Annotated in this window: 27 protein-coding genes and 2 pseudogenes; 14 read left to right on the forward strand and 15 right to left on the reverse strand. The window is 70.4% G+C overall.

Annotated elements, in window-relative coordinates; translation table 11 throughout:
- Window positions 1-94 precede the first annotated feature (94 nt).
- Window positions 95-709, forward strand: a complete 615-nt coding sequence (locus tag DMB42_RS44815) for a DJ-1/PfpI family protein (RefSeq protein ID WP_125645933.1) — start codon at window positions 95-97, stop codon at window positions 707-709.
- A gap of 50 nt (window positions 710-759) precedes the next feature.
- Here the strand turns inward: DMB42_RS44815 and DMB42_RS44820 are convergent, their stop codons facing one another.
- From DMB42_RS44820 to DMB42_RS44835, 4 genes are all read right to left on the reverse strand, one after another.
- Window positions 760-1,569 (reverse strand): RNA polymerase subunit sigma-70, encoded by an 810-nt coding sequence (locus DMB42_RS44820; protein ID WP_125645935.1) that lies wholly within the window; start codon window positions 1,567-1,569, stop codon window positions 760-762.
- A 152-nt stretch (window positions 1,570-1,721) separates the two neighbouring features.
- A complete protein-coding gene (locus DMB42_RS44825; protein ID WP_125645937.1) occupies window positions 1,722-2,714 on the reverse strand; it encodes a zinc-binding dehydrogenase in 993 nt (330 codons plus the stop codon).
- Window positions 2,715-2,961: 247 nt separating this feature from the next.
- Window positions 2,962-3,837 (reverse strand): alpha/beta fold hydrolase, encoded by an 876-nt coding sequence (locus tag DMB42_RS44830; RefSeq protein WP_125645939.1) that lies wholly within the window; start codon window positions 3,835-3,837, stop codon window positions 2,962-2,964.
- Between the two features lie 56 nt (window positions 3,838-3,893).
- Entirely contained in the window at window positions 3,894-4,508 is a 615-nt protein-coding gene (locus DMB42_RS44835; RefSeq protein ID WP_185845190.1) for a TetR/AcrR family transcriptional regulator, read from the reverse strand.
- 97 nt (window positions 4,509-4,605) lie between these two features.
- Between DMB42_RS44835 and DMB42_RS44840 the strand changes: the two genes are divergently transcribed.
- Window positions 4,606-4,848, forward strand: a complete 243-nt coding sequence (locus DMB42_RS44840; protein WP_185845191.1) for a hypothetical protein — start codon at window positions 4,606-4,608, stop codon at window positions 4,846-4,848.
- A gap of 44 nt (window positions 4,849-4,892) precedes the next feature.
- On the opposite strand, the gene DMB42_RS44845 is transcribed toward DMB42_RS44840, so the two are convergent.
- Window positions 4,893-6,257 carry an FAD-binding oxidoreductase gene (locus DMB42_RS44845; protein ID WP_125645943.1) on the reverse strand — a complete coding sequence of 455 codons (1,365 nt, stop codon included), beginning with the start codon at window positions 6,255-6,257 and terminating at the stop codon, window positions 4,893-4,895.
- A gap of 238 nt (window positions 6,258-6,495) precedes the next feature.
- Here DMB42_RS44845 and DMB42_RS44850 point away from each other — a divergent pair, with 238 nt between their 5' ends.
- Genes DMB42_RS44850 through DMB42_RS44860 form a run of 3 tightly spaced genes read left to right on the forward strand, consistent with a single transcriptional unit; the run spans window position 6,496 to window position 10,150 of the window.
- Window positions 6,496-7,704 (forward strand): acyl-CoA dehydrogenase family protein, encoded by a 1,209-nt coding sequence (locus DMB42_RS44850; protein WP_125645945.1) that lies wholly within the window; start codon window positions 6,496-6,498, stop codon window positions 7,702-7,704.
- Window positions 7,705-7,754: 50 nt separating this feature from the next.
- Window positions 7,755-8,765: a methyltransferase gene (locus DMB42_RS44855; protein ID WP_260478315.1), complete on the forward strand. Its 1,011-nt coding sequence runs from the start codon at window positions 7,755-7,757 to the stop codon at window positions 8,763-8,765.
- Window positions 8,766-8,779: 14 nt separating this feature from the next.
- The gene (locus DMB42_RS44860; protein WP_125645947.1) at window positions 8,780-10,150 is read left to right on the forward strand and encodes an FAD-binding oxidoreductase; all 1,371 of its coding nucleotides are present in this window, start codon (window positions 8,780-8,782) and stop codon (window positions 10,148-10,150) included.
- Here DMB42_RS44860 and folE read toward each other — a convergent pair.
- Genes folE through DMB42_RS44880 form a run of 4 tightly spaced genes read right to left on the reverse strand, consistent with a single transcriptional unit; the run spans window position 10,135 to window position 12,218 of the window.
- Complete coding sequence (gene folE, locus DMB42_RS44865; RefSeq protein ID WP_260478316.1) at window positions 10,135-10,746, reverse strand: GTP cyclohydrolase I; 612 nt, start codon at window positions 10,744-10,746, stop codon at window positions 10,135-10,137. The genes DMB42_RS44860 and folE overlap by 16 nt on opposite strands.
- Window positions 10,743-11,261 (reverse strand): 6-carboxytetrahydropterin synthase, encoded by a 519-nt coding sequence (locus DMB42_RS44870; RefSeq protein WP_125645948.1) that lies wholly within the window; start codon window positions 11,259-11,261, stop codon window positions 10,743-10,745. The genes folE and DMB42_RS44870 overlap by 4 nt, the downstream gene beginning before the upstream one ends.
- Window positions 11,233-11,958, reverse strand: a complete 726-nt coding sequence (locus DMB42_RS44875) for a 7-cyano-7-deazaguanine synthase (protein WP_125645950.1) — start codon at window positions 11,956-11,958, stop codon at window positions 11,233-11,235. Before DMB42_RS44875 ends, DMB42_RS44870 begins: the two co-directional genes overlap by 29 nt.
- Entirely contained in the window at window positions 11,955-12,218 is a 264-nt protein-coding gene (locus DMB42_RS44880) for a methyltransferase (RefSeq protein ID WP_185845192.1), read from the reverse strand. The genes DMB42_RS44875 and DMB42_RS44880 overlap by 4 nt, the downstream gene beginning before the upstream one ends.
- A gap of 516 nt (window positions 12,219-12,734) precedes the next feature.
- On the opposite strand from DMB42_RS44880, the gene DMB42_RS44885 reads away from it, so the two are divergent.
- A complete protein-coding gene (locus tag DMB42_RS44885; protein WP_125645954.1) occupies window positions 12,735-13,322 on the forward strand; it encodes an NADPH-dependent FMN reductase in 588 nt (195 codons plus the stop codon).
- Window positions 13,323-13,351: 29 nt separating this feature from the next.
- On the opposite strand, the gene DMB42_RS44890 is transcribed toward DMB42_RS44885, so the two are convergent.
- Complete coding sequence (locus tag DMB42_RS44890; RefSeq protein WP_185845193.1) at window positions 13,352-13,939, reverse strand: TetR/AcrR family transcriptional regulator; 588 nt, start codon at window positions 13,937-13,939, stop codon at window positions 13,352-13,354.
- A gap of 89 nt (window positions 13,940-14,028) precedes the next feature.
- Here DMB42_RS44890 and DMB42_RS44895 point away from each other — a divergent pair, with 89 nt between their 5' ends.
- A complete protein-coding gene (locus tag DMB42_RS44895; RefSeq protein WP_260478317.1) occupies window positions 14,029-14,994 on the forward strand; it encodes an alpha/beta fold hydrolase in 966 nt (321 codons plus the stop codon).
- Window positions 14,995-15,007: 13 nt separating this feature from the next.
- On the opposite strand, the gene DMB42_RS44900 is transcribed toward DMB42_RS44895, so the two are convergent.
- Window positions 15,008-15,460 (reverse strand): MarR family winged helix-turn-helix transcriptional regulator, encoded by a 453-nt coding sequence (locus tag DMB42_RS44900; RefSeq protein WP_125645960.1) that lies wholly within the window; start codon window positions 15,458-15,460, stop codon window positions 15,008-15,010.
- Between the two features lie 63 nt (window positions 15,461-15,523).
- Here DMB42_RS44900 and DMB42_RS44905 point away from each other — a divergent pair, with 63 nt between their 5' ends.
- Window positions 15,524-16,645 carry an NAD(P)/FAD-dependent oxidoreductase gene (locus DMB42_RS44905; protein ID WP_125645962.1) on the forward strand — a complete coding sequence of 374 codons (1,122 nt, stop codon included), beginning with the start codon at window positions 15,524-15,526 and terminating at the stop codon, window positions 16,643-16,645.
- Between the two features lie 11 nt (window positions 16,646-16,656).
- Here the strand turns inward: DMB42_RS44905 and DMB42_RS44910 are convergent, their stop codons facing one another.
- The gene (locus DMB42_RS44910; protein ID WP_125645964.1) at window positions 16,657-17,502 is read right to left on the reverse strand and encodes a class I SAM-dependent methyltransferase; all 846 of its coding nucleotides are present in this window, start codon (window positions 17,500-17,502) and stop codon (window positions 16,657-16,659) included.
- 152 nt (window positions 17,503-17,654) lie between these two features.
- Here DMB42_RS44910 and DMB42_RS44915 point away from each other — a divergent pair, with 152 nt between their 5' ends.
- Window positions 17,655-18,872, forward strand: a complete 1,218-nt coding sequence (locus DMB42_RS44915; RefSeq protein ID WP_185845194.1) for a TetR/AcrR family transcriptional regulator — start codon at window positions 17,655-17,657, stop codon at window positions 18,870-18,872.
- 51 nt (window positions 18,873-18,923) lie between these two features.
- On the opposite strand, the pseudogene DMB42_RS55665 reads toward DMB42_RS44915, so the two are convergent.
- A pseudogene (locus DMB42_RS55665) lies at window positions 18,924-20,102 on the reverse strand (serine hydrolase domain-containing protein).
- Between the two features lie 85 nt (window positions 20,103-20,187).
- Between DMB42_RS55665 and DMB42_RS44930 the strand changes: the two are divergent.
- From DMB42_RS44930 to DMB42_RS44950, 5 genes and pseudogenes are all read left to right on the forward strand, one after another.
- Window positions 20,188-20,448, forward strand: a complete 261-nt coding sequence (locus tag DMB42_RS44930) for a helix-turn-helix transcriptional regulator (protein ID WP_125645972.1) — start codon at window positions 20,188-20,190, stop codon at window positions 20,446-20,448.
- Between the two features lie 74 nt (window positions 20,449-20,522).
- Window positions 20,523-21,152: a TetR/AcrR family transcriptional regulator gene (locus DMB42_RS44935; protein ID WP_125645974.1), complete on the forward strand. Its 630-nt coding sequence runs from the start codon at window positions 20,523-20,525 to the stop codon at window positions 21,150-21,152.
- Between the two features lie 95 nt (window positions 21,153-21,247).
- Window positions 21,248-22,603, forward strand: a pseudogene (locus DMB42_RS44940) (AMP-binding protein); the annotation flags it as partial.
- 127 nt (window positions 22,604-22,730) lie between these two features.
- On the forward strand, window positions 22,731-23,519 hold the full coding sequence (locus DMB42_RS44945; protein ID WP_125645976.1) for an enoyl-CoA hydratase/isomerase family protein: 789 nt from the start codon (window positions 22,731-22,733) through the stop codon (window positions 23,517-23,519).
- 182 nt (window positions 23,520-23,701) lie between these two features.
- On the forward strand, window positions 23,702-25,048 hold the full coding sequence (locus DMB42_RS44950) for an amino acid permease (protein ID WP_185845196.1): 1,347 nt from the start codon (window positions 23,702-23,704) through the stop codon (window positions 25,046-25,048).
- 14 nt (window positions 25,049-25,062) lie between these two features.
- On the opposite strand, the gene DMB42_RS44955 is transcribed toward DMB42_RS44950, so the two are convergent.
- Window positions 25,063-25,815 carry a methyltransferase domain-containing protein gene (locus DMB42_RS44955; protein WP_125645980.1) on the reverse strand — a complete coding sequence of 251 codons (753 nt, stop codon included), beginning with the start codon at window positions 25,813-25,815 and terminating at the stop codon, window positions 25,063-25,065.
- Window positions 25,812-26,978 carry an MFS transporter gene (locus DMB42_RS44960; RefSeq protein ID WP_125645982.1) on the reverse strand — a complete coding sequence of 389 codons (1,167 nt, stop codon included), beginning with the start codon at window positions 26,976-26,978 and terminating at the stop codon, window positions 25,812-25,814. Before DMB42_RS44960 ends, DMB42_RS44955 begins: the two co-directional genes overlap by 4 nt.
- Window positions 26,979-26,985: the final 7 nt, after the last annotated feature.

Below are 26,985 nucleotides of genomic sequence, written 5' to 3' on the forward strand. Positions count from 1 at the left end.
GCGGGCCCGCGAAGTGAACAGCCCCGCCACTGCGCACGGCGTTGTCAGGCCTTCTAGCATGTGAGCGGATGAGGACAACTGCCGGGGAGTGGCCATGCAGATAGCGGTCGTCACCTTTGACGGGTTCAACGAGCTGGACAGCTTCATCGCATCCGGCCTGATCAATCGTGCTCGCATGCAAGGTCAGGACGTCACCGCGTACATCACCTCGCCGACACCCACGGTGACCTCGATGAACGGTGTCGAGGTGACCAGCCAGCGACCGTTGGAGTTCGTCTCCGAAGCCGACGTGGTCCTCCTCGGGAGCGGCATCAAGACACGTGATGTCGTGGCCGACGACACGCTGCTGGAGCGTCTGCCGCTCGACCCATCGCGGCAGCTGATCGGCTCGCAGTGCTCCGGTGCTCTGGTGCTCGCGCGCCTCGGCCTGCTCGCCAGACGGCCGGCCTGCACCGACACGATCACGCGGCCTTGGCTTGAGGAGCGCGGGGTGACGGTGCTGGATGCGCCGTTCCACGCGGAGGGCGCGATCGCGACCGCGGGTGGCTGCCTGGCATCGGTTTACCTGGCGGCGTGGGCGCTGCTGCACACGGTCGGAGAGAGGGCCGCTTGGGCCGCGATCGAGTATGCGGCGCCCGTGGGTGAGAAAGAGGAGGTCGTACGGCGGGTCATGTCCACCGTAGGCGTGCGGACGGCAGCACTGCGCTGACGTGAGCTGCCCGCCGACGCCGGGCTTGCTCGGCCGTACCCATTGGCGGGTCAGTACGCGAGCACGTCCGGGAAGCCGAACGCCGCGACCAGCGCGGGATCGTGGAACTTGACCACGCGGACGACGCCTCCGGCGGTGGGGGCCAGCACCACGACGCCGTCGGCTCGCAGCGTGCCGTCCGCATCCTTGCGGTACACCACGGCGGCGGGCTGGCCGTTGGCGGTGGTCGCGATCATCCGCCAGTCGCCCGGTGCGCCCAGCACGTACGCGTCGAGTACGTGCATGCACATCGCCCCGCCCGCCTGCCAGTCGCGGAACGGCGTCGCCTCCAGCGTGGCGTCCGCGCGCAGCACCTGTTCCAGCAGGCCGGCATCGGAGCGCTCGAAGGCCGCGACATAGCCGTCGAGCAGCGCGCGGGCTCGTTGGTCGGTCGGTTCGAGCAGTTCCTCCTGTTCCGGCGTCAATTCGTCGAGGCGGGCACGGGCACGCTGCAGACCACTCTTGACCGCCGCCGTGGTGGTGCCGAGGATCTCCGCGGTCTCGGCCGCCGAGAAGGCCAGCACCTCGCGCAGGATGAGGATCGCGCGCTGGCGGGCGGGCAGGTACTGCAGGTCGGCGATGAGCGCCAGCCGCAGCGACTCGCGTTCGATCACGACTGCGGCCGGATCGTCGGCGGGCGGGGCGATCCATGCGTCGGGCAGCGGCTCCAGCCACGAGACCTCGCCCGGCGCAACGGGGCTCGGCGGACGATCGGACCCGTCGTACGGACCCGTCAAACCCGAGGGCAGCACCCGGCGGAACCGCTCGGTATCGGCGGTGAACCGGTCTTGATCCGGTGCCGCCCGCAGATGCGCTGTCACGCCGCGAGCCTGGGCCCGCGAGTGACGTTCGACGGGGTGTCGTACGTCACGATGAACCGCGCCATTCGCTCAGCGGCCGGGTCCGCGGTTGCGGGCATCTGTCCGACTCCTGTCATCGGGACCTCCGGTGTGCGTCGTACGAGGCGGCCTGCTCAGGGCAGCAGGGCCAGCTTGCCGACGGTGGCCCTGGCTTCCAGTTCCGTCAGCGCCTTCGGGCCGTCGGCCAGTTCGTACGTGGTGGGCCGGCCGGGGCCGGCCACGGCGGCCGCGATGAGCGCGGACAGCTCACCCATGACCTCGCCGAAGATCTGCGGCGCGGCCTGGATCAGCACGCCGATGTTGAGTCCGATGACGTGGACCTGGTGCTTGTACACCAGCTCCCAGTTGGTGATCGGGGCCTCGCCGCCCGCCAGGCCATAGACGACGACCCGGCCGGTGACTCGCTTGGCCGCGGCCAGACTGGCGGTGAACGTGGCACCGCCGGCCGACTCCAGGACCACATCGACGCCGGACCCGCCGGTCAGCTCCACCATCGCGGCGGCGAGGTCGCCGCCGCGGGAGTCCAGGACGTGGTCGGCTCCCAGCGCCAGTACGGCCTCGTGCTTGTCCGGCGAGGCGGTGGCGATGACCGTCGCGCCGTAGTGCTTGGCCATTCTCACCGCAGCCTGGCCGGTCCCGCCCGCCGCGGCGTGGATCAGCACGACGTGCCCGGCAGCGATGCCGCCCAGAGGCTTGAGAGCGGCCTGCGCGGTGGGCCAGTTCACGACCAGGCCCAGCGCCTGCTGTTCCGTCCAGCCCGAAGGCACCGGTATTGCCGCAGCCGCGGGCAGGACCACGTACTCGGCGAAGGCGCCGTCGGCGACGCCGACGACGCGGGCCCCCGGTTGGGGGCCGGTCACCACCTCGCCCACCGCGACGACCTCACCCGCGGCCTCGATACCCGCCAGGTACGGTGGCCGCGGACCGCCTGCGAACGTACCGCGGGCCTTCGAGATGTCGGCGAAGTTGACCCCGGCGGCGGTGACGCGGATCAGGACCTCGCCCTGGCCGGGGCTCGGCACCGGCGCGTCGCTGATCAGGCGCATGTCCTGCGGGCCGTTGAGGGAAGTCTGCCGCAGCGCGCGCATGGTCGCCGGGATGCTCATCGGCGGTCCTTTCTCTTTGGCGTACGTGAGAGAGACCGACCGGCTCGTCGCGCGAACCGCGCCTCCCACCATGTAGACCACGGCCACCGCCCAAAGGAATCGCCCACTCCCGAACCGCACGGGCCAGGGCCGGCGCGCAGGTTCCACTGCCCGGACAGCCACCACTGCACGCCGCCCCTACCATGAACTTCTTGGCCGGCCGTCCCTTGAGATACGCGGGCGGACCCCCGCGATCGACGGTTGTCGGCTATCGCCCGGTGTGCCGGAGAATCGCGGCGGAGATAGGAGGAATCACCGGCGGCGGGAACCCGTGCCCCATTCCCTCGATGGGCAGGAACTCACTGCCGGGAATCGCGGCCGCCAGGGCCTCGCCATGGGCGAAGGGCGCCATGGGATCGTCCGACCCGTGAATCACCAGAGTCGGAGCGGTGATCGAGCGGACAAGCCCGGAACGGTCGCGGGAGGCGAAGGCCGCGAGGATGTGGTTCTTCGAGGCGTGGCCCGCATCGGTGGCGTTCTCGATCTCCCGCTCGATGATCGCGCGCGTGGCCGCCTCGTCGAACGCCGTCAACTGTCCGGCGAGAATGCGAGCCAGCTTGAGATGCGACTCGACGTGCTCCTCTCGGGTACTGGGCGGATTGGCGATCTGTTCGGCGTCCCAGGCGGCCAGCCGTGGATCGCGTACCGTGCCCCGGAAGGTGTTGGTCGCGGGGTCGAGGGGCTCGGCGCTCGACATGATGACCGTCAGGCTGCGCAGCCGGTCAGCGTGTTCGAGCGCGATCTCCTGGGCGATCATGCCGCCCATCGACGCGCCGACCACGTCCGCCGTGGCGATGCCCAATCCGTCGAGCAGGCCGACCGCGTCCTGGGCGAGCTCGATCATGGTGTACGGGTTGGCCTCGTAATCAACACAGCCGGACTGCCCGGTGTCCCGGTTGTCGTAGCGGATGACGTACCGGCCTGCCTCCTGGAGAAGCCGGCAGAGCTCATCGGGCCAGGTGGCGCCTCGGGCGCCGAGCCCCATCACGAGCAGCAGCGCGGGATCGGCCGGATCACCGAACGTCTCGCACCACAGACGGATCCCGTTGGCCTCGACTATGCGTTCCATCATGTCCTCCCACAAGACTCTCCTACGGCAAAAAGTATATACACGTTAACTTTTCACTTGATCCAGAGCCGTCACGATCCAGCCGGCACATGCAGGACGGCGAGCATCTGGGCCCGCAGGTGCACGCTCAGCGCTCGGATGTCATCGCTCAGCCGGGCGGCGAGCACCGCCGTCACCATCCCCATGACGGAGGTGACGGCGATCCGCGCCGCGAGGTCCGACAGCTCCGGCCGTACCTCGATCAGCAGCCCGACCCACTCCTCACGTACCTGCCGCATCTGGCGATTGAGCCGCCGCCGATCCTGCTCGGGCAACCAGAGCAGCTCAGCCTGCATGATCAGAGTCAGACTCCGGTTCTCGACGGAAGACCGGGAGAACCAGTCCACCAGAGCGATCAGCGCCTCCTGCGGGTCCTGGTCCCGGTCGGCCAGCGCGGCTTGCGTCCCCTCCTGAAGGCGTTCCAGCGACAACTCGATCAGGGCGAGGAGGATGGCCTGCTTGCCGGGGAAGTGCCGGTAGACCGCGGGCCCGGAGATGCCCACCGCGGCCCCGATGTCGTCGATCCCGGTGTCGGCGTAACCTCGCTCCACGAAGAGCCGGGCAGCCTGCAGCAGGATGACACGCTTGCGCACCCCATGTTTGCGCCCCTGCGAGATGAGGGATTCCAGCTCATCGGACTCGGCCACGTACACACCTCTCTGAGAAACGGGAACTACGGTTAACATATTGGATTAGGGTCGGCCAGGCACACCACGGAGGGCACCCCGTCAGCGCCGCCAACGGATGCGTCAATGCACCTACGACGAGCGGTTCGACGACGCCGGCATGTGGGCCCCGAAGCAGCGCGGGACGGTGCCGACCGCGGTCGCGGTGTTCCCCATGGACTTCCCGGTCCGCCCGTCGGCCGACCGGGCGCACAACCTGACGCGCTGGCCGGAGCTCGGCCGGGGCGCCCACTTCGCGGCCCTGGAGACCCCCGACCTGCTGATCGCCGACCTCCGGGCGTTCTTCCGAAGCCTGGACTGACCGGCACTACGTGTGGGGCGGGCTGGTGGCCCTCTCCTCCAGATTCACGCGAGGCCCTGGGGGTGATGGAAGAGGTCGTGCGGGTCGTAGTGGGCCTTGACCGCGCGAAGCCGGTGCAGGTGTTCGCCGTAGTAGGCGCGCGCCCAGTCCGGCCGACGCGGGGAGATGTTGTTCTGGTACGACTGCCCGGATGCCCAAGGTCGCAGTTCCTGCCACAAGGAGACGATCCGGTTCCTGGCCTCGATGACGCGGCCGACGCCTGCCGTGGGTGAGACCTCGTTCCAGAACCACATCGCGAAGGGGCAACCGCGGTGAGCCCACGCCGTGGTGGGGTCCTTGCCCAGAGCGCCGCCTTGACGTTCGAGGATCAGGATGGTGTCGGCGCGGCCGGTGAGCCGCCGCGCGAGGAGTGACACGCCGTCCGGCGGCAGCGGCGCCGTGAGCAGATGGTCTTCCTGGAAGGTGTAGACCGGCGCCCGCGAGGCGTCACCGTCAGCCCGCAGCACCTCCCAGAGATACGTGATCGCCTCCGGATAGCCGGACGTGTACGAATCACCGGCAACAGGCTCACCGAGCGCGGCCACGAGCCGGGCGACGAGCGGGTCGCCCGCCCGAGGTGATCCACACCACCAGGCGATGACCAAGGTCTCGGGTAGGCCGCCACGCACGCAGAGCTGGGTGCTCATCGCGTCGGGCAGGGTCAGGGACCAGCGCTGCCAGGCGGCGACGGTCTCGGCCACGCGGTCACCGGGCCAGTTGAGCACGAACGTCCGCAGCTCGACGGCGGGGTGGGCGTCGAAGGTCAGGGACGTGACGACGCCGAAGGCCCCCGCGCCCGCGCCACGCAGCGCGAAGTACAGGTCAGGATGGGCGCAGGGCCCGCAGGTGACGGCACTGCCGTCGGCCAGGACGACGTCGGCCTCCCGCAGATTGTCCATGGTCAGGCCGTACGCGCGGCCGACCATCCCGATGCCGCCGCCCAGCGTCAGTCCGGCGATGCCGACCTCAGGACATACGCCGACCGGCAGGAGCCTGCCGTGTTCGGCGAGGACCCGGGCGACCTGCCCGCTCCTGCTGCCCGCGCCGATCCGCGCCGTGGCGCCGTCGAGGGTGATCGTGTTCAGCGGTGAGACGTCGATGACCAGGCCGGGACCGGTGGAGTAACCGGCGAAGCTGTGGCCACCCGAGCGGGGATGGGGGGTGAGACGGTGGTGGCGGGCGAAGTCGACCGCGAGACGAACGTCGTCGGCCGTCGAGCAGCGCGCGACGGCACGTGGTCGCACCTGGTCGAAACGAGGGTCGGCGATCCCCCGGGCCGTCGCGTAGCCAGGATCGCCAGGCAGGACGACCTCGCCGCGCATCCGCCGGCGCAGGGCCGCCCTGTCCGCCGCGGCCACAGCGAGCCTCATCGCAACTCCTCGGGACGCACTTCTTGCACCCAAAGTAACTAGATGATAACTCTAAGTAAAGTACACGGATAAACTGCCCCCGTTCATGTTCTCCGGCGATATCGGTTCGCCGGTCGCGACCGGCGACATCGTCATTCCGATGAATGAACCACGATTCCCTCACCCGGCCGAGCGCCCCGGTTGGAAGCGGCGCGGACGGCGACCGGGCGTCACGATCTAGCCGAAGGATGTGGAGCCCATGTCCACCGAATCCCCCACCGTCGGTCGCGCCGCGGACGATCCCGGCGCCGGTACGGCGGCCGTGCTCACGGGAGCCGACATCTTGGCCCGGGTTCGCGGTGCGTCGGCCCGCGTCAGGCAGTTCGCCGAGCAGGCCGAACAGCAGCGGCACCTGCCGCGGGACCTGGTGGAGGAGCTTCGGGCGTGCGGGGTGTTCCGGGCGACGATGCCGGCCGACCGGGGCGGCCCCGAGATGACCTCGATGGAGCAGGTCGCCCTTGTCGAGGAGGTGTCGGGCGCCGACGCCTCGACCGGCTGGTGCGTCATGATCGGCATGGACTCCGGGATCTACGCCGGTCATCTATCGCCCGACGTGGCCCGCCGGATGTATCCCGAGCTCGACATGATCACCGCAGGTCAGGTGGCCTCCGTCGGGCGCGCGCACGAGGTCGACGGCGGATTCCGGATCGAGGGGCGCTGGGCGTTCGGCAGCGGTTGCACCCACGCCGACCGCATCACCGGCGGATGCGTCGTCCATCGCGACGGCCATCCGGTGCTCGACGAACGGGGACGGCCGCGGACCATCATGTTCCTCACCGAGGCCGACGACGTCACCTTCGAGGACACCTGGCACTCCACCGGCCTGGCCGGCACCGGCAGCCGCCACTACACGGCCGAGAACCTGTTCGTCCCGTACGAGCACACCTTCCGGCTCGGCGCCCCGCATCGCCGTGGCCCGCTGTACCACCCGGACGCGCTGCTGCGGAAGATGTCCGGAGTCCCGCTCGGCATCGCCCGCGCGGCCCTCGACCACGTCTACGGCCTTGGCCAGGAGCAGTCCTCCCGCCGCGGTTCCGCCTGGCGGCGATCCTCGCGCATCCGAAGCACCGTCGCCGACTGCGAGATGCGCCTGGCAGCCGCACGTGCCGGTGTGTACGTCTCGCTGGAGCGCCAATGGGAGCAACTGGCGGCCGAGGTGCCGCTGACCCCGCGTGATCAGGCGCTTCCCGCACTGGCCCGGCACCACGCCTTCCACACCGCCCGCCAGGTCGTCCAGACGCTCTACGACCTGGTCGGCGGGGAGGCGGTCTATCGCGGCAGAACGCCGCTGGAACGGCAACTGCGCGATGTGATCACCGCCTGCCAGCACATCGCCGCCCAGCACCGCGTCCTGGAGAAGGCCGGAGGCATCCTGTTCGGCGACCCCGTGGAGGACGTCCTCGTCTGACCTGCCCTGCCAGATCCGGCCCGCACACCGACGTACCCGAGGAGCCGTCCGTGCCCGAGCAGCCGAGCGCCCTCCACGAACTGCTGGAGATGGCCGACCTGACCAGGCCGCTGGCCATACGCACCGCCGCCACCCTGCGACTGGCCGACCATGTGGCGGCCGGCGCCGACGGAGCGGCCTCGCTGGCCCGAGCCGCCGACGCGGACGCCGACGCGCTGCGCCGGTTGATGAACTACCTGGTCGCCGTCGGCGTCTTCGCCGAGGAGCCGGACGGCCGCTACCGTCTCACCGAACTGAGTGACCGGCTGCGAGACACACATCCCGACCAGACCCGCAGCGCCCTGGACATGGACGGCGGACACGGCCGCGCCGACCTCTGCTTCGTGGACCTCGCGCGGGCCGTACGCACAGGCAAGGCCACCTACGCCGTGCGCTACGGCCGTCCCCTGTGGCAGGATCTGTCCGCCAACCCGGCCTGGTCGGAATCCTTCGACGCCAGTATGGCGCTCAAGACCGCCCACGCCGCCCCCGCCATCGCCGCGGCCTACGACTGGTCCCTCCTGCGCCATCTCGTCGACGTCGGCGGCGGCAACGGCGAACTCCTGATCGCCCTGCTGAAGGCCCACCCCACGCTCACCGGAACGTTGTTCGAGCAGCCCCTCCCCGCCGGAGCGGCCGCTGTACGCCTCGCCCGCGCAGGGCTGGGCGGCCGGGCCGAGGTGATCGCGGGCAGCTTCTTCGACCCGCTCCCCATTGGCGACGGCTACCTGCTGTACGACATCCTGCACGACTGGAACGACGAAGACGCCACCCGCATCCTGCACCGCTGCGCTGAAGCCGCGGGAGAAACCGGGCCGATCCTGGTGATCGAACCCACCGACCTGACCGACCCCTTCATCGCCATGGTGGACCTGCGAATGCTCGTCTTCTTCGGCGGACGCCAGCGCGACATCCACCAGATCGCCGACCTGGCGGCCCCCACCGGCCTGATGATCACGTCGGTCCGCCAGGCGGGCCGGCTGTCCGTCATCGAATTTCACCGGGCCGGCGGCCATGCCTGAGGGAGGGGCACGACATGGATGAGGTGGAAACCTGGTTGCGCCAGTGGGAGCGCAGGCTCGGGACGGGCATGGCGGACCCGGTCGTCCAGGCCAACGTGGGCATGTTCCGGCCCCGGCGGGTGGTGGGCACTCTGTGCCCGGACGACGTGGAGCAGGTCCGGGCGATCGTCGGCTCGGCCGTGAAGGGGGTGACCCTGTATCCGCTGAGCACCGGGCACAACTGGGGGCTCGGCTCGCGCGAGCCCGTCCGTGACGGCGCGGTGGTGCTCGACCTGCGGCGACTGGACCGGGTACGCCTGCTGGACCTGGATCTCGGAGTCGCCGTGGTGGAGCCCGGGGTGACCCAGGGCCGGCTGGCGGGCCTGCTGAGCGACAGCTCGTACATGCTGAACGTCACCGCTTCCTCCGCGCACACCAGCATCGTGGGCAACGCGCTGGAGCGGGGTGTCGGCCTTCGCCGTCAGCGATGCGAGGACGTGGCCGGGATGGAGGTGGTGCTGGCCGACGGCCGGCTGATCCGGCTGGGCAACTGGCCGGACGAGGAAGGGCGGGTCGTGCCGTACGGACATGAGGTGGGACCCGCGCTGATGCCGCTCTTCGCGCAGTCGAACCTCGGCGTCGTGACGGCGGCGGTGATCCGGTTGCTGCCCCGCCCGCGCGCGCTGCACCTGGTCCGGCTCACCTTCGACGCCTCCCGGCTGGCCACGGTGGTCGACGAGTTGCGCGACTGCCACGGGCAGCGGCTGATCAGCGGCATACTGAAGATCTACCAGCCGCCGGAGAGCGAGGAGTGCGTCGCGTACTGCTGCGTCGACGGCGATCCCGAGCTGGCCGCCCTGTCGTGCGCGCTGCTGATGCGGCGGGTGGAGCGCACCAGGCTGTTCGACGACGTGCACGACTACGTCGGCGACGAGCAACTGCCCGGGCAACTGCGTCGTTGCCTGAGCGGCGATCCGAGTTGGAACGAGCTGGTCCTGGAGAACTGGTTCGGCACGTCGTCGCGCGGCATCGACGCCAATCCCGGCAACGGCTACCTGTTCTTCCTGCCGCTGCTGCCCTTCCAGGGTGCGGCGGTGGCACGCGCACGTGCGCTGGTACGCGAGGTGTGCGCCGAGACCGGCACGCAGTGGCGGGCCACGGTCAACGCCATCTCCTACGACGTGATCGACCTCGTCGTGTCCTGCCTGTTCCCCAAGGCCATGGCCGCTCAGGCGCATCGGGCGCTGGACCTGTTGCACCGCCGTTTCGCCGACTGCGGGTGGCGGCCGTACCGGCTGGACGTGGACCACATGTCGGCAGGAGGCCCGCCGGACGTGCTCAGGCGGCTGAAGGAGGTGTTCGACCCGCGGAACGTGCTGGCCCCGGGCCGCTACGAACCGCCGTGATGCAGGCGCAGGAAGCCATCGCGAACGACCGGATCGTGGTCGAAGGCGCCTTTCAGGTGAAGTGTCGTCATCCTGGCGCCGGCCGCCTTGACCCCGCGCAGCGTCATGCAGAAGTGCTCGGCCGTGATGTGGCAGGCAGCGCCCAGGCAGTCGGCCCGCGTCGAGAGGCTTGCCACGATCTGCTCGCCCAGGCGTTCCTGCACCTGGGGCCGGGCGGCGAACCCCTGCGCCATGCGGGCCAGTTTGGACAGGCCGACGATCGGTGCGCCGGGCGCCGGCAGGTAGGCGACGGTCATGCTGCCGACGAAGGGCAGCAGGTGATGCTCGCACAACGAGATGAACGGCATGTTGGTGACCGCGATGATGCCGGACTTCGCGGCTTCCGGCGGGAAGGTGACCTCCAGATGCCGTCCCGGATCTTCGCTCATTCCGGCGGTCAGCTCGCGCAGCGCCGCCACGAGCCGGGCCGGGGTGTCCGCGAGCCCCGGCGTGTCCAGCGGGAGGCCCAGCGCGGCCATCATCCGCCGCGCGTGCACGCAGGCCTGGTCGGCGACGACAGAAGAGACCGCCCCTTCGGGCAGGTCCTCGACGGTCACGGCGTCACCCCGGAGGCCGGTGAGGCGCCGCTCAGCGCCTGCTCCTCGCCTGACCGGCCGGACCGGGGCACGAACTCGGCCGCGTTGACGTGCGTCTCGGTCACCTCTACCCGGCTGACCGTCGCGCCGGCGGCGCGCTCCTGGTCGTCCAGGACGACCTGGGCGACCCTGGCGAGCAGCACCGCCACCGCCTCGACCGTCGGGTAGGGCAGATCGCGGGCGTACGGCGGCTCGCCGAAGAGGTAGACCTTGCTGCCGTGCGCGGCGCGCAGCGGGGCGAGCGGATCGTCGGCGCCCAGCATCGCGCCATGGTCGAGATGCTCGTCGATGAACGCCCGCAACGCCTTCTTGAACGCTCCGAACTCGACGACGGTGTGGTCCTCGCTCAGGCGGCCCGCCTGCACGGTGACCTCGGCCCACCATGAGTGGCCGTGCAGATTGACGCATTTGCCGGCCAGGTGCGGCAGGCGGTGCGCGGTCTCGAAGTTATGCCGGACGCGGATCTGATGGGTCATCGATGGCCTCGCTGTCGTAGACGGTCGGATCGGACGCCACGCTGAGGGAGAAGGCGGCTCTGCGGGTCAGACAGGCCAGGCAGATGCCGCAGTGGACCGGGCCGTCGAGGTAGCAGGTCCAGCTCTTGTCCATCGGCGCGTTCAGTCGCGTGCCGTAGCTGACGATCTCTTCCTTCTGCATGCCGACGAACGGGAGCTCCACTCGGGGCGTGTGGAACCCGCGGGAGGCCAGGCGCACCATCTCCTGGTAGGCCGCGAAGAAGTCGGGACGGCCGTCCGGCATCGGATATCCCTCCCGCGTGTGGTGCACTCCCAGCGCCACCACTTCGGCGCGGCGCGCCATCGCGACGGCCACCGCCATGTCGGTGATGAAGGCGTTGCGGTTGGGGATGGTGATCGACCTCAGCGCGTCCTCGGAAGGCACCAGGCTCGGTACGGACTGGCTGCGGTCGGTCAGCGAGCACCCCGTGAGGAGAGGGCCCAGGCCGTTCACCGTCACCGTGTGGTGCTCGGCGGCCAGGTGGGCGGCCACCTCCCGCCCGGCCGCCAGTTCGCGTGGCCCGTGCCGCTGGCCGTAGTCGAAGGAGAGCAGCAGCAGCCGGTGGGTCCTGCGGTAGTGAGCGGCCAGCACCGTGGAGTCGAGCCCTCCCGAGAAGAGCACCACCGCCAGAGGGGTGGCCGCGCCGCCGCCCGTCATCCGGACGGCGCAGGAATCGGGCCAGCCTCGACGAGACCGGCCGGGCCATGGGTGAGAGCCGCGAGGACGGCGTCGAGCACATGGCCGAGGCCGCCTCCCACGTCGACCGCCGTGTCACAGTCACGGTGGTCGAAGGCCGCCACGACAGGCGCGGTCACCTGTGAGGACCGGTCGAGCAAGCCTCGGTCGAACAACTGGGCCACTTCGCTCGGAGTCTCCGACATCACGTCGGCGACCCCCAACTCGGCGAGCGCGCTCACCGCGGCCGACTGCCGGCTGCTCGTGACTCGTTCGTAGGTCCGAGCGGCTGAGCTCGAGAGTGAAACCGGCATGACCTCCCCTTCCATGGGCGATCTACCAGCAAGCGCCCGCAAGCATGGGCTCCTACCTGGCCACACTACAATAGGTAATGAATCGAATGCAATGTGTAATGTCTGAAGAACATTACGGATACCGGCAATTGCGGATAATTGGACACGCTCCCCCTCAAGGGTATTTAGCGCCACATTTCGAAAATGCCCCTACCGGGATGGCGGTGACGGGGTGGGGATTTCTTGAAACCCTCCCGATCGGAGCATTGACAAGAATTAGTGATCTTGCCAAGCTGGCAATCACTTGGCGCTAACCATATCGGTGCCGATTCCGCAAAAAAGCCGTTCCGCGTCGGCGGGAAAGTCGGATGCGGCTCAGTTGACATCGCTTGCTCTTGCCGGTCCGTACGGTCGTCCACATTTGGCGATGAACATCGAGGATGCCCCCAAGTGGCAGGAGAGGGTATGAGTGCCGTACCGGATCTCGTTGTTCTCAGCGGGTCGCTGGCGAGCGACTCCAAGTGCGATCGTGTGGCCGAATGGTGCGCGGCCCAGTGTGCCGGCAAAGGCGCACGGGTGAGAGTTTTCCGAGGCGTGGAGTTGCAATTCCCGTTCTTTCGATCGGCCGTTGACGTTCCCTCGTGCGTACGCGAGTACCTGGACGTCATGGAACGCGCCGACGGCGTGGTGCTCGTGTCCCCCGCCTACCATGGCGCGGTGTCCGGCCTGCTCAAGAACGCTCTCGACTACGTCAACGAGCTCGACGACCCCGACCACCCCCTTCTCGACGGCCGCCCGATCGGCTGCGTGGCGCTGGCCCAGGGAGAGCAGGGGGCCACCACCACCCTGGCCACGCTCAGGACGATCGGGCACGCGTTGCGCGGTTGGCCCACGCCGTTGGGGGTCACGCTGTCGGGCGACCATGCGCTGTTCGACGAGACCGGTTCACCGGCGCGGGAACCGGTCCGCGCCCGGCTCCACGTGATGCTCAGCCAGGTGATCTCCCTGTCCGAGACGCACGCTCGTCGCCGCGCGGCGCGGCTGCGTGCCTGATCCGGGCAAGGCGAGGAGCGGCCTTCCCGTCACAGGTCCGCCGGCAGGCCGATCCGCCTGAGCTGGTGGTCCAGGACCGATGCCGCCTGCGCGACGTCCAGTTCTCCGATCAGCACCCCGTCGGCCAGGCCGCGCGCGAGGCCGAGGAGCACGTGAGCCTCGGCGCCGGCCTCGACGCCTGGTTCCGAGGCCGTGGCGGCCACGAGCGCGGCGATCTCGCGGTGGACCGTGTCGCCGCCCGCCCGGTACAGCTCGCGTACGTCGGGGTCGGCGACGGCGGTGGCCAGGAACGCGTGTCCGGCGAGCAGGAGCACGGGAGCGCGCGCGCCCAGCTCGACGACGGCGAGCAGGGTGCGCCGCAGTGTGTCGGCCGGGCCGGCGGCGTCCAGCAGCGCCGCGCGGACATGGCGTTCGATCTCCTGCCTGAGCAGGTACGCGCTCGCGCGCAGCAGGTCGGCCTTCGCCGGGAAGTAGTGTTGTACGAGCCCCTTGGAGACGCCGGCCTCCTGGGCGACCCGCCCGATGCTCACACCGGCCAAGCCCTCCCGGGCGCCCAGCCTGAGGGCGGCGTGGGCGATCTCGGCCCGCCGCGCCGCGTGGTCCACCTGCTTCGGCACGCCCCGGACTCCCCTCTTTGCGATACGAGTGTATCGTGACATTGATGCGATACGATCGTATCGCTAAAGCCGAGCGGAGGATCCCGTACGTGAACGACCTTGTGGAACCCAACATCGGAGCCGCGTTCCGCGGGCCGCGGCTCGGCCACTTCCGCGACGCGCCCGCCTTCGCGCGCTTCCGGAACACCTACGACCAGGCCATGGCCGACCTTCCCGAACCCGATCAGAGCTGGGACGTGGAGACTGATTTCGGGACCGTCCGGGTCTACCGCTTCGGCACCGGCGACGGCGTGCCGCTGCTGCTGCTGCCGGGGCGCACCGCGTCCACCCCGATGTGGGAGTCGAACCTGGCCGGCCTGATCACCCAGCGGCCGGTTTACACGGTCGACCTGCTCGGCGAGCCCGGCCTCTCGGTGCAGACCCGGGCGTTCGCGAGCTCGGCCGACCAGGCGAGCTGGCTGGCGGAGCTGCTGGACGGGCTCGGTCTCGACCGGGTGCATCTCGTCGGGGTGTCCATCGGGGGATGGAGCGCTTTTCACCTGGCCCTGCGCGTTCCGGAGAAGATCGCCTCGGTGAGCCTGCTCGATCCCGCCAGCCTTTTCGGCCGGATCACCTGGAAGGTCGTCGTCGTCTCGCTGGGCTCGGTGGTGCCGTTCTTCCCCGAGTCGTGGCGGCGGTGGTTGCTGAGCTGGATCTCCGCCGGGGCCGACGCCTCGGACGACGAACCCGTCGCCAACCTGATCTCGGCCGGGATGCGGGACTTCACCGCCTTCCTGCCGCCTCCGACGTACCCCACGGACGAGCAGGTGGCCGGGGTCGGCGTGCCGGTGCTCGCGCTGATCGCCGGACGCAGCATCATCCACAATCCGCGCAAGGCTGCCGAGCGTGCTCGCCGCCTGCTCCCCCGGGGTGTCGTCGAGCTGTGGCCGGACGCCTCCCACGCGATCAACGGGGAGTTCCCCGAGCGCGTCAACAGCCGGATCCTCGCCTTTGCCGACGAGATCGACAGCGCCGACCGCCCCGACGGCACCGGCCGCGCCGGCGACGCGCAGTGACGGGTGCGGCGCCTCAGCCGGACTGCTCGCGCAGTTCCTTGGTGGCCGAGCGGTAGGCCCGGGCGACGCCCGTGAGGATGCCCAGCATCATCGGCACCTGGTCCGGCGTGTAGTCCCCGCGGATCTCTCCCAGGTGCCGTTCGGACAGGATGCGGGTGGCGTGGTACTCGGCCATGCCACCTTCCATCAGCTCCACGGTGACCATGCGCCGGTCGCGCTCGCCGCGTACCCGCCGTACATATCCGGCCTTCTCCAGGCGGTCGATGAGCCGGGTCGCGGAGGCGGACGGGAGTCCCAGTTCCTCGGAGATGGCACCTACGGAGAGCGGGCCGCGCATCTCCAGCAGGATGAGGGCGGCCACGTCGACGTGGTGCACGCCGAGCCGGTCGGCGATCGCCTCGATGTGCAGCATGACCGCGATCAGGAACTCGCGGAAGACGTCCTCTTCTGGGTGCTTGTCGGTCACTCGCCCCAATGTACTTCACAGCGATGTATCTTTGAATCGAAGTAACTTCGTTTTGGAGATAAAATGAACGTTGTCGTCATCGGCGCGGGTGTGGGCGGCCTGGCCGTCGCGCGGAGCCTGCTGGCCGCCGGTCACCAGGTGCGGATCTTTGAGCAGGCGCCGGCCCTGCGAACGGGCGGCGCGGGGCTGAGCATCTTCAGCAACGGCGCCGCGGTGCTGCATGATCTCGGGGTCAGCCTTGACGGCGTCGGCGGCCGGTTCGACCGGATCGACGCACTGACGGCGGACGGCCGCCTGCGGCTCAGGTCCGACATGGCCCACGCGGCCGAGCTCTACGGTTTCCCGAACAAGTCGGTCTCCCGCCGTCTGCTGCTGGAACGGCTGTCCGAGGGGTTGCCCGACGACCTGATCAGCTACGGCACGGGCTGCCGGACAGTGACCCAGGACGACGACGGGGTCACGGTGACCTTCGACGACGGCTCGACGGTCACAGGGGACCTGCTCATCGGGGCCGACGGCCACCACTCGGTCGTCCGGCGCGAGTTGTGGGGCGACGTCCCCATCCGCACGGCCACCTTCGGCACCTGGCAGGCCCTGAGCCGGATCGACATCGAGCTCACCCGTACCCACCTCCACCTCATGATCACGGGGAGGGAGGGTGCGTGCGGGATCATCCCCGCCGGGGACGGCAAGCTCCAGTGGTGGTTCGACGTGCGGTGGTCCCCCGGCGAACCGCGGCCCGCCGCACCGCTGGCCGAGCTGAGGCGCCGCTTCGGCCACTGGGCGTCGCCCGTCCCCGAGTTGCTCGCCCAGGCGTCCGAGGACGATCTCGACTTCTTCGGTCACCACTGGCAGAAGGTGCGCCGGGAGTGGGGCAAGGGCCGCGTCACCCTGCTCGGCGACGCCGCCCACCTCATGCCGCCCACCCTCGGACAGGGCGCCAACCAGACCCTGGAGGACGTGTGGGTGCTCGGGCGCGAGCTGGCCAAGGGCGGTGACCTGGCGCAACGGCTACGGGACTACGAGCGGGCCCGCTATCCGCACGTCAACCTGGTGTCCCGGCTGGCCAGGCGCAGCCCCGCCAACTGGCGGATTCCCCCGTTCATCGGCCGGATGTTCCCCGAGACGTCCCAGAGCGGGATGCTCGCCCGCTTCAGCAACCGCCTCACCGCCCTCGCCCACTGAGAGCGGGGGCTTCAGGGTCTGCCGAAGGTGAAGCGGAGCATGCCCTTGTCCATGCGGGCCATGCCGGGGATCACCCGCATGATCCGGCAGCGCATCCGTTCGCCAGGCGGCATCTTCGCCACCTCGGGAGAGCTGATGAACCGTTGTCGCTCGACGAGCCGCAGGTCGGAGTTCCAGCGCTCCACGTCGTGCGGGTCGTCGAACCCCTCGTTGACCGCAGCTCCGATCGCCTTGATGGCCGGCACGACCTTGCGCATCATCCGGCTGGAGAGTTTGGAGAAGCCCAGCAGGAGGATCTCGCCGCGGTCGAAGTGGGCGGTGATCCGGCGCAGCAACCTGATGAACGTGGGCCTGGTCATCCACGGGTAGAGCCCGTCCATGACCACCACCACCGGCCGACTCGCCGGCAGTGCCTCCAGCCAGCCGTCCTCGTCGAGTGACAGGGCCAGCGGGTGGATGCGGTCGGTCCCGGCGTAGAGCTGCGCGCGTATGGCCATGATGGCGGGCAGGTCCACGTCGTACCAGTCCACGCCGGGTGGCGGGGCGATCCGGTGGCCGCGGCTGTCCAGGCCGCAGCCGAGGTCGAGCACGACCGCGTCCGGGTGGCGGTCGATGAACCGGCGCACCCATCGGTCGAAGTGGACGGCTCTGATGCTGACGTTGAGCCGTTCCTTCTCCTCCAGCCGGGGAGTCGGCTGGAGGCGCTGCCAGTCGTAGTCGAGGGCCTGGGCGGCCTTCTCGGCGTACGGGTCGTCCAGGATCGGGTGGTCCGACCTGGCGTCGAGTGCTCGTGCGTGCAAGGTGATGAGGGAGGTCTCTTCGATGCCGGAGAGTCCGGCCGTACTGATGCCTGGCATGGCAACCCCTTTACCGACGTTAGCTTAAATATGACATCTGGCCGCACTTCGCGCCATCAGGTTGAGATTTTGAGGGATTACGTGATTCTTGGTTAAGGTGATCAAGTGGATCCGGTACGGTCGATGCGTCGCTGATGGGAGGGAGGGTGCGGATGCCGGGGACCGAGGAGACGCAGGCGCGCCCGCGGCGCGGCAGGCCGCCGAGCAACCGGCGCGCGCTGATCCTGCGCGAGGCCGCCCGCCTGTTCCACGAGCACGGATTCCACGGGACGAGCATCATCCAGATCGGCGCCGCGGCCGGGGTTAAGGGGCCGACGGTGTACCGGCACTTCCCCGACAAGAACGCCGTACTGGTCGCCCTGATCGAGCAGAGCGCGGAGCGCTCCGAGGCGGAGATCGCCCGGATCGATCGCGAGGGCGGGGGGCCGCGCGAGGTTCTGGAGCGGCTGGTCCACGCCCAGGTCCGCCAGGCCATCGACGACGGCCCGCTGTCCGCGGTCGCCGCCCGCGAAGTGCGCAGCCTGTCCCCCGAGACGAGCGAGCCGCTGCTGCGCCGCGGACGGGCCAACTTCCAGGAGTGGGTGGACCGAATCGTCGGAGCGCGACCCGAGCTGACCGCGGACGAGGCGCGGGCACTGACGGCCGGCGCGAAATGGCTGATCTTCACCGTCGCCACCGGTCACGCGGGGCTCGACGATCAGCTGTTGTACCGGCTCATCGTCCGTATGACACTCGGCCTGCTCCTGCCGAACGGCCCGTCCCGGGCCCCGGCGACCGCGGTGACGCGCCCGCCCCTGGCGGGCGGCGACCGGCGCGAACTGATCATCCAGGAGGCCGCGCGGCTGTTCGTCGAGAAGGGTTACCACGCGACCGGCATGGACGAGATCGGTGAGGCGGTCGGCGTCACCGGGCCGGCGCTCTACCACCACGTCAACGGCAAGGACGAGTTGTTGCTGGCGATACTGCGGGCCGAGGCCGACCGGGCCGAGGCCGAGGTTGCGGAGACGTACCACGTGGACGGTCCGGCGGGACGGCTGCTGGAGGCGCTGGTACGCGCGCGGGTGCGCAGGGCGCTCACAGACGCCCACCTCATGGCGGTCGTCGACCGGGAGTCGCACACCCTGCCGCCGTCGCGGCGGCAGGGTGTGCTTCGCAGTCAGCGGATCAACCGTGAGGAATGGGTGCATCTCATTGCCGAGTCGCGTCCGGACCTGCGCGATGCCGAGGTCCGCGCGATGGTCGACGGAGTCAGGGCCCTCATCTTCGGTCTCGTCACGTCCGGCACGTCACTCGTCGGCGACCGGCTGGAGGCCGTGGCGCTCGACGCGGCGCTCGCCGTGTTGTTCCCGATGGAGGACGCGGCCGGTTAGAGGGGGTCAGCCACTCCCCGCGCCGGCCGGCGGGAGCCCCCGCGTGCGCGGTTATTGACGCTTGCAGAGGTCGGCGGGTGGCTTGCCGAGGGCCACCAGGAGGGCGTTCTCGATGAACCGGCTGGTCTCCTTCTTGGCCCCGAGCTGGGACTGCGTCACGGTGCCGGTCACCGCGACCCCCTTCTTGGGCACGTAGACCTGGAACGCGCCGAAGAAGCCGTTGTGCCCGTACGCGGTCTCGCCCGCCACGGTCAGCCGGGCGATGCCCAGCCCGTACGGCGCGCCGGCCTTGACGCTCTGCGGGGTGCTGCGCAACATCGTCCGGAGTGTCGCCGGACGCTTGAAGACCTTGCCCTCGAACAGGCCGCGCATGAACCGGTTGAGATCGGCTCCCGTGGAGACCAGGCCGCCGCCGCCGAACGTGTCGAACGTCGGGTTGAAGTCGTAGGTGTCGCGTTCGCCGATGTAGCTGTGGGCGCGCGGGCCGCGGTGCGGCTCCCACCATTCGAGGTAGGTGCGGTCCATCTTCAGCGGCTGCAGCAACAACGACCGGTACAACCGGTGCAACGGCTTCTTGGCGGCCTTCTCGATGACGAGCCCGGCCAGGACGTAGCCTGTGTCGGAGTAGTGGTACCCCTTGGCGGGGGCGAAGTAGGGCTTGCCCGAACGCAGCGCCCAGTCCACCAGTTCCCGGGGCTTTCAGGTCTTGTCCGGGTGATCGAGCACGTACTGGAACCATTTCTCGTTCTCCACGTAGTCGTACAGACCGGCGGTGTGGTCGAGGAGTTGCCGGACGGTGATCCGGGATCCGTACGGGATGCGCGCGACCAGCTTCCGGTCCAGGTATCTGCCGATGGGGGCGTCCAGGCGCAGGTCGCCGCGTTCGGCGAGCTGGAGGGCGACGGCCGCGGTCATCGTCTTGGTGACGCTGGCCGTCCGGAAGGCATCGGAGGCGCGCAGGGCGCGTCCGTCCAGCTCGTACACGCCGGCCGCGCCGTCGAAGCGCCGGCCGGGCCCGGTCACGGTGAGGATCGCGCCGGGTACGGGCGGCGTGACGACGCCGTCCAGCAGACAGCGGAGCTGCGCGTTCGTGGTGTCCTGTCCCGCGGCGGGTACGCGTGCCGTCCGGGCGAGGGCCGGTGCGGCGAGGCCGCCGCTGAGCACCACGCCGGCCAGGACGGCGCCGAGCACCCGGGACTTCTGGACACGATGGCTGATTTTTGACCGCATGGCCAGGATTTAATCCAGCTGGTATGAGTGAGACAAGAGGTTCGCGCGGATTCTGCGGTTTCCCACACACCGAGGAGGTGCCGCCATGCCCGACTCCGACTGGGACGATTCCCTGCTCCCCCGAGAGCGCGAGGTGCTGGCCCTGATGGCCGACGGCTGGTCCAACACCGGCATCGCCGACCAGTTATATGTGTCGCTGAGCGCGGTCGAGAAGCACGTCACCGCGGTGTTCGCCAAGCTCGGGCTGCCCGCGTCGGCGGCCGGCAACCGCCGGGTCCTGGCGGTGCTGCACTACCTCGCGGCGACCGGCCGGGCCGGCGCGCGCGCCGGCGAACGACGGCCCTGACCGGGGGTGGGGGAAACCGTACAGTCGCCGGCCGGAGCTTGCCGTACGACGGCCCAGCGGCTTGAATCCTGGCCATGCGGTCAAAAATCGATCAGGTCGGCCAGAACAAGGCCTCGTTCATCGAGGAGGCCCGGCGACGGCAGATCGTGGAGGGCGCCATCTCCACCATCGCCAGCGCCGGACTGCCACAGGCGTCGCTGGCCCGGATCGCCCAGGACGTCGGCGTCAGCAGAGGCGTGATCTCCTACCATTTCGCCGGCAAGGACGAACTGATCCAGCAGGTCGTCAATGCCCTGTTCGCCGAGACCAACCGGTTCATCAAGGCCCGGGTGGACCGGGCACCGGACGCCCCGCACCGGCTGCGTGCCTTCATCGAGGCCAGCTTCGAGTTCATGGCGGCCAACCGCGCCAACTTCGTCGCGCTGGTGGACATCTGGGGCAGTTTCGGGTCGCCGGAGGCCAAACGCCGTTTCAACGCCGACATGTACGACCCGTGCCGCCGCCACCTGGAGGGCATCCTTCGGCGCGGCCAGGAGAACGGCGACTTCCGCGACTTCTCGCCACGTACGCTGGCCGCCACCGTCCAGGGGGCGATCGACGGTGTGATGCTCCAGTGGGTCTTCGACGAGGCGGCCGTCGACCTGGCCGACTGCGCCGCCGAGCTCGTGATGATGTTCGACATGGCCACCCGGCGGCGGGCGTGACCACCGCGCCGCCGTCCGGCGGGAGGACGGCCGGGGACATCGCGGGTGGCCTCGGCGGATTACTCCGGGACCGGGCCGCCGCCCACGGCGACCGGGTGTTGTTCCGCTTCGCCGGCGTCGAGACCACCGTCGCGCAGGTGGAGGAGCGGACTGACCGGCTGGCGAACGTACTGGCCGCGCGCGGCGTACGCCGGGGTGACCGGGTCGCGGTGATGCTGGGCAATGGCGTCGGCTTCCCGGTCGCCTGGCTGGCGATCGCCAAGCTCGGCGCGGTGATCGTCCCGCTGAACCCCGGCTACCGCAGCGCCGACCTGGCCCACGTCGTCAAGGACTCAGGCCCGGTGCTGGCCCTGGCCGGCTCGGCCGCCGCCGCCGAGGCGCTGCTGGCGCTGGACTTCGGCGAGGTCGGGCTGCTCGACCCCGCCGACGCCGGGCCCGCGCCCGAACCCGTCCGGGCCTCCGGCGCCTTCGACGCCGGTGCCGCGCTGGCCGCCGCGTCCGGCGTAGGCGACCTGCCCGACGTCGGCTGGGACGACCTCGTCAACCTCCAGTACACCTCGGGGACGACCGGGTTCCCCAAGGGCTGCATGCTCACCCACCGCTACTGGCTGCACCTGGCCGAGCTCGCGGCCGACGTCGCCGCCGTCACACCGGCCGACGTGGACCTCACCGCGCAGCCCTTCTACTACATGGATCCGCAGTGGAACACGGTGTTGTGCCTGCTGACCGGTATCCCGCTGGTGATCCTGCCGCGCTTCTCGGCCTCGGGCTTCTGGCCGTCGGTACGAGACCAGGGTGTCACCTTCTTCTACGTCCTCGGCACGATGCCGCTGCTGCTGCTCAAGCAGCCGCCGGACGCCGAACTGGACCGGGCCCACCGCGTACGGCTCGTCCTGTGCTCGGGCATCACGCCCGCCCTGCACGCCACGATCGAGGAACGTTGGGGCGCGCCCTGGCGGGAGGCGTACGGCAGCACCGAGGCGGGGGTCGTGCTGGCCGTCCGGCCCGAGGACACCGCGTGCGTCGGCACCGGCGCGATGGGACGGCCCGTCCCCGGCAAGGAGGCCAGGGTCGTCCAGGAGGACGGATCCGACGCCCCGGACGGCGAGGTCGGCGAGATCGTGGTACGCGGCGAGCCGATGCTGACCGGCTACTGGAACCGGGACGAGCCGCTGCTGCGCGACGGCTGGTACCCCATGGGCGACCTCGGCTACCGGGACGCGCGCGGCCACTACCACCTGGTCGGGCGGCTCAAGGAGATGATCCGGCGCGGCAGCGAGAACATCGCCGCCGCCGAGGTGGAGGCGGTTCTGGCCGATCACCCGGCCGTGCGCGCCGCCGCCGTGGTCCCGGTGCCCGACGAGCTGTTCGGCGAGGAGGTCAAGGCGTTCGTCCAGGTCGCCGAGCCCGTCGAGCCGCGCGAGCTGGTGGCCTACGTCCGGGCGCGGCTGGCCGACTTCAAGACGCCGAGGTTCGTGGAGTTCGTCGAGTCGTTCCCGATGACACCGTCCGAACGCATCGCCAAGCACCTGCTGCCCGCCGGACGGGGGGCGCCTACGACTCCCGGGAGGACCTCCGATGAGCACCGATCTGCGGGTACGCCGCGCCGGCTCGGCCCTGGTGGTCGCCTTCGACCGGCCCGAGGTGCTCAACGCCTTCCGGCAGCGCACGTACGGCGAGCTGGTCGCCGTACTGGAGGAGGCCGCCCGCGACGACACGGTGGGCGCGGTGGTGCTCACCGGCACCGGCCGCGCCTTCTCGGCCGGCACCGACCTGAAGGAGGCCGGCGCGCAGTTGGCCGCGGGGTCCGACGCCGACCTGGTCGAACGGACCGCCGCGCTCCAGGACCTCACCCGCCGCTTCACCGCCCACCCCAAGGTGATCATCTCGGCGGTGAACGGGATCGCGGTCGGTGTCGGCGTGGAGCTGGCCATCGCCAGCGACCTGCGACTGGCCGGCCACGCCGCCTCGTTCGCGTTCAAGGAGGTGCACCGCGGGCTGTTCCCGAGCAACGGCGTCCTGTATGCGCTGCCCCGCCTGATCGGCCACGGCCGCGCGGTGGACCTGCTGCTGTCGGGCGAGACCGTCGGCGCCGCCGAGGCGTACCGCGCCGGGCTGGTGAGCCGGCTCGTCCCCGACGCCGACCTGCTCGACACGGCACTGGAGCTGGCCGAACGCATCGCCGCCGCGGCGCCCACCCCGGTACGCCTGATCAAGGAAGCCATGCACCGGGTCTGGGAGCTGGACCTGGAAGAGGTGCTCGACCTGGAGACCGAGGGGCTGCTGGCCTGCCTGCGCGGCCGTGACGTGCTCGAAGGCGTCCGGTCCTTCGTCGAACGGCGCCCCGCCGTCTACCGCGGCAACTGACCGCCACGCGGTGGGACGCCGACCGCGCCCACCGCCCGTACCGCCCCCGCGATCACCCGAGACCCCGGCCCGCCCATGGGCCGGGGGTCCGATCTCCCCTATCCCAGAACAGCAGGGAGCCGAACGCCATGACCGGGCACGACAGCGGAGGATCGCTCCGCCGCGGACTCAAAAGACGACACATGACCATGATCGGGCTCGGCGGCGTCATCAGCGCCGGCCTGTTCGTCAGCAGCGGCAGGGTGATCGCCGACACCGGCCCGGCGGCGCTGGTCGCCTACGCCCTGGGCGGACTGATCGTCATCCTGGTGATGCGGATGCTCGGTGAGATGGCCGCCGCCCGGCCCTCGGCGGGTTCGTTCGCGGACTACGCCCGCACCGCCCTGGGCCCGCGCGCCGGGTTCCTGGTGGGCTGGTGCTACTGGCTGTTCGCGATCGTCGCGGTCGCGTTCGAGGGCGTGGCGGGGGCCAAGCTGCTGCACTCCCTGTCCGGTGCCGTCCCGGTGTTGCCGACGGCCGTCGCGCTGCTGGCGGCGCTCACCGCCGCCAACCTGGTCTCGGTACGGCTGTTCGGCGAGACCGAGTTCTGGCTGGCCTCGGCCAAGGTCGTGGTGATCGTGGCGTTCCTCGGCGCCGGGGCGCTGTACGTCCTGGGACTGTGGCCGTCCGACGGCGCCGGCGCCGGCCTCGCCACGCTGACCGGGCACGGCGGGTTCGCCCCCAAGGGCTGGGGCGCGGTCCTCACCGCCCTCGTCACGGTGTTGTTCTCCTATTTCGGCGCGGAGATCGTCACCATCGCGGCGGCCGAGTCGGCCGAACCCGCCAAGGAGGTCGCGCGGGCCACCCTGCGGGTGGTGTGGCGGGTGCTGATCTTCTACGTCGGCTCGGTGCTGGTCATCCTGCTGATCGTGCCGTGGGACCGCGTACCGGCCAACGGCACCGACAGCCCGTTCGCCACCGCCATCGCCAGGCTCGGCGTCCCCGGCGCGGCGACCCTGATGACCTGGGTCATCCTGGTCGCGGTCGTGTCGGTGATGAACGCCGCGCTGTACGCCGCCTCGCGCGTCCTCTGCGCGATGGCCGCCCGCGGCGACGCCCCGGCCCCGCCGACCCCGGCGCGCGCGTCCGGGGTCCCCGGGCCCGCGCTGCTCGGCGGTTCCGTGCTCGCGCTGGCCCTGATGGCCGCCGCGTTCGCGGCCGGCGACGACGCCTTCGACCTGCTGATCAACACCGCCGGGCTGCTGGTGTTGTTGCTCTACGTCTTCGTGGCGCTCAGCCAGTTGCGGTTGCGCCGCCGTATGGAGGCCGAGTCGCCCGAGTTGCTCCGGCTGCGGATGTGGGGTTTCCCCTGGTTGAGCCGGGTCGTGGTGGCGCTGCTGGTCCTGGCGTTCGCCGCTGTGGCCTCGTCCGCCGGGGCGCTCCCGGTCGTCGGCGCGGTCGCGGCGGCCGTCGGCGGCACCCTGGTCGCGTACGAGTTCAGGTCCCGCCGCAAGGAGGCCGCCGAGGCCGTCCACGTGAACGGGCTCTGAGAACGGACCGGGCTTCAGCCAGGACGTACGGCGGTGGCGGTGACCCATGCCTGGGCGAACATCGCGTCCGGCTGGGTGGCCCAGGCGCGGAGCCGGCCGGCATGGGTGGGCTGTGCTGCCAGGTCGAGTTGGGTCGCGAGGTAGCCGGCGATGCGGGACGGGTCGGCATAACGCTCGTAGTGCGCGTCCAGGAAGATGTCGGCGAATCCCGCGTCGCGCAGATATCGGCCGAATTTGCGGCCGACGTAGGGGTCGCCGCCGTTGGCCTGCTGCAGGCGGGTGTAGGCGGCGACGGCGTCGTCCAGAGGAGGGCTCAGCAGGAAGCCGCCCCAGTCGGGGCTGCAGAGGCCGACCATACCGCCGGGCCGCAGGACCCTGTGGATCTCGGCCAGCGCGCGGGCCGGGTGGGCCAGGTGTTCCAGCAGGGCGTGGGAGAAGACGCGGTCCACCGATCGGTCGTCCAGCGGGATCTCGTAGCAGGATCCCTCCTGGAACTCGACGTTCGTGAGGCCCCGCTGCCCGGCCCGCGTACGTGCGCCCGCGAGCTGGGCCGCCTGCTGGTCGAGGCCCAGCACGTGGCCTGGCGCGACGGCGGCGGCGAGGTCGGTGGTGATGGTCCCGGGCCCGCACCCGAGGTCCAGCAGCGACATCCCCGGCGCGAGATGGGGCAGGAAGAAGCCCGCGTGCGTCGCGGCGCGCCTGGCGGCCATGAAATCGACGGCGCAGGTGTCGTGACCGGGTGTGTAGCGTTCGAGGTCGGGAGTCATCGCAAAACCGTCTCCTTGGCGCGTGCGTCGATCGCTCCCGAACAGACGGCGAGGGCGAGCCCGGCGGCGGCCAGCACGGCGCCGACGGCGTTGGGGCTGGTGTAGCCGAACCCGGCGCTGATCACCAGCCCGCCGAGGAAGGCGCCGAGCGCGTTGGCGACGTTGAACGCCGACAGGTTCAGCGCGGAGGCGAGGGTGGGGGCGCCGGTGGCCTTGTCCAGGATGCGCATCTGCAGAGCGGGGACGGTCGCGAAGCCGAACAATCCCAGCAGGAACAGGGTGCAGACAGCGAGAATCCGGCTGTGCGCCGTCACCGTGAACAGGCTCAGCACGACGGTGAGTCCGGCGAGGAACACGTACAGGCTGGGCATGAGCCTGCGTCCGGCGAAGTGGCCCGACAGCAGGTTGCCCGCGGCCATGCCCAGCCCGAAGACGACCAGCAGCGCCGTCATGCTGGAGCCGCTGAAGCCCGCGACCTCGGTCATCATCGGAGCGACGTACGTGAACGAGGCGAAGACGCCGCCGAAACCGGCCGTCGTCACTGCCATCGCGAGCCAGACCTGCGGCCGGCGCAGGGTCGACAGCTCCGAACGCAGCCCGGCCTCGCCCTCGGGACGCAGCCGGCCGGGCACCAACGCCGCGATGCTCACGAGGGACAGCGCACCGAGCGCGGCGATGGCCCAGAACGTGGCCCGCCAGCCGGCGGCCTGCCCCAGCCAGGTCACCAGCGGCACCCCGGCCACGTTCGCCATGGTGAACCCGCCGAACATGATCGACATCGCCCATCCGCGCCGTTCCGGCGGAACGAGTTCGGCCGCCACCACCGACCCGACCCCGAACAGCGCGCCCTGCGGCATGCCCGCCAGCACCCTGGCCACCAACAGCACGCCGTAGCCGGACGCGACCGCCGACAGGACGCTGCCCGCCACCAGCAGCGCCGCGACGATCAGCAGCGTCGTGCGGCGCGACAGGCGTGCCGAGATCGCGGTCAGCAGCGGCGCCCCCACGATCACGCCGACGGCGTACCCGCTGATCAGCACGCCGGCGGCCGGGATCGACACCTCGACCCCCGCGGCGACCTGCGGAAGCAGGCCCATGATGGCGAACTCCGAGGTTCCGACACCGAAACCTGCGACGGCCAGGGCCAGCAGAGCCAGCGGCATGACATTG

Origin of the sequence: Nonomuraea sp. WAC 01424, assembly GCF_003947315.1 — a bacterium.
In the GTDB taxonomy this organism is placed as follows: Bacteria; Actinomycetota; Actinomycetes; order Streptosporangiales; family Streptosporangiaceae; genus Nonomuraea; species Nonomuraea spiralis.

Bases quoted from the DNA above. Each gene is read 5' to 3' on its own strand.
- DMB42_RS44815 (WP_125645933.1), top strand. From the start codon at position 95: ATGCAGATAGCGGTCGTCACCTTTGACGGGTTCAACGAGCTGGACAGC.
- DMB42_RS44825 (WP_125645937.1), bottom strand. From the start codon at position 2,714: ATGAGCATCCCGGCGACCATGCGCGCGCTGCGGCAGACTTCCCTCAAC.
- DMB42_RS44840 (WP_185845191.1), top strand. From the start codon at position 4,606: ATGCGTCAATGCACCTACGACGAGCGGTTCGACGACGCCGGCATGTGG.
- DMB42_RS44845 (WP_125645943.1), bottom strand. From the start codon at position 6,257: ATGAGGCTCGCTGTGGCCGCGGCGGACAGGGCGGCCCTGCGCCGGCGG.
- DMB42_RS44850 (WP_125645945.1), top strand. From the start codon at position 6,496: ATGTCCACCGAATCCCCCACCGTCGGTCGCGCCGCGGACGATCCCGGC.
- DMB42_RS44860 (WP_125645947.1), top strand. From the start codon at position 8,780: ATGGATGAGGTGGAAACCTGGTTGCGCCAGTGGGAGCGCAGGCTCGGG.
- DMB42_RS44870 (WP_125645948.1), bottom strand. From the start codon at position 11,261: ATGACCCATCAGATCCGCGTCCGGCATAACTTCGAGACCGCGCACCGC.
- DMB42_RS44875 (WP_125645950.1), bottom strand. From the start codon at position 11,958: ATGACGGGCGGCGGCGCGGCCACCCCTCTGGCGGTGGTGCTCTTCTCG.
- DMB42_RS44885 (WP_125645954.1), top strand. From the start codon at position 12,735: ATGAGTGCCGTACCGGATCTCGTTGTTCTCAGCGGGTCGCTGGCGAGC.
- DMB42_RS44905 (WP_125645962.1), top strand. From the start codon at position 15,524: ATGAACGTTGTCGTCATCGGCGCGGGTGTGGGCGGCCTGGCCGTCGCG.
- DMB42_RS44910 (WP_125645964.1), bottom strand. From the start codon at position 17,502: ATGCCAGGCATCAGTACGGCCGGACTCTCCGGCATCGAAGAGACCTCC.
- DMB42_RS44915 (WP_185845194.1), top strand. From the start codon at position 17,655: ATGCCGGGGACCGAGGAGACGCAGGCGCGCCCGCGGCGCGGCAGGCCG.
- DMB42_RS44930 (WP_125645972.1), top strand. From the start codon at position 20,188: ATGCCCGACTCCGACTGGGACGATTCCCTGCTCCCCCGAGAGCGCGAG.
- DMB42_RS44935 (WP_125645974.1), top strand. From the start codon at position 20,523: ATGCGGTCAAAAATCGATCAGGTCGGCCAGAACAAGGCCTCGTTCATC.
- DMB42_RS44945 (WP_125645976.1), top strand. From the start codon at position 22,731: ATGAGCACCGATCTGCGGGTACGCCGCGCCGGCTCGGCCCTGGTGGTC.
- DMB42_RS44950 (WP_185845196.1), top strand. From the start codon at position 23,702: ATGACCATGATCGGGCTCGGCGGCGTCATCAGCGCCGGCCTGTTCGTC.
- DMB42_RS44955 (WP_125645980.1), bottom strand. From the start codon at position 25,815: ATGACTCCCGACCTCGAACGCTACACACCCGGTCACGACACCTGCGCC.
- DMB42_RS44960 (WP_125645982.1), bottom strand. From the start codon at position 26,978: ATGCCGCTGGCTCTGCTGGCCCTGGCCGTCGCAGGTTTCGGTGTCGGA.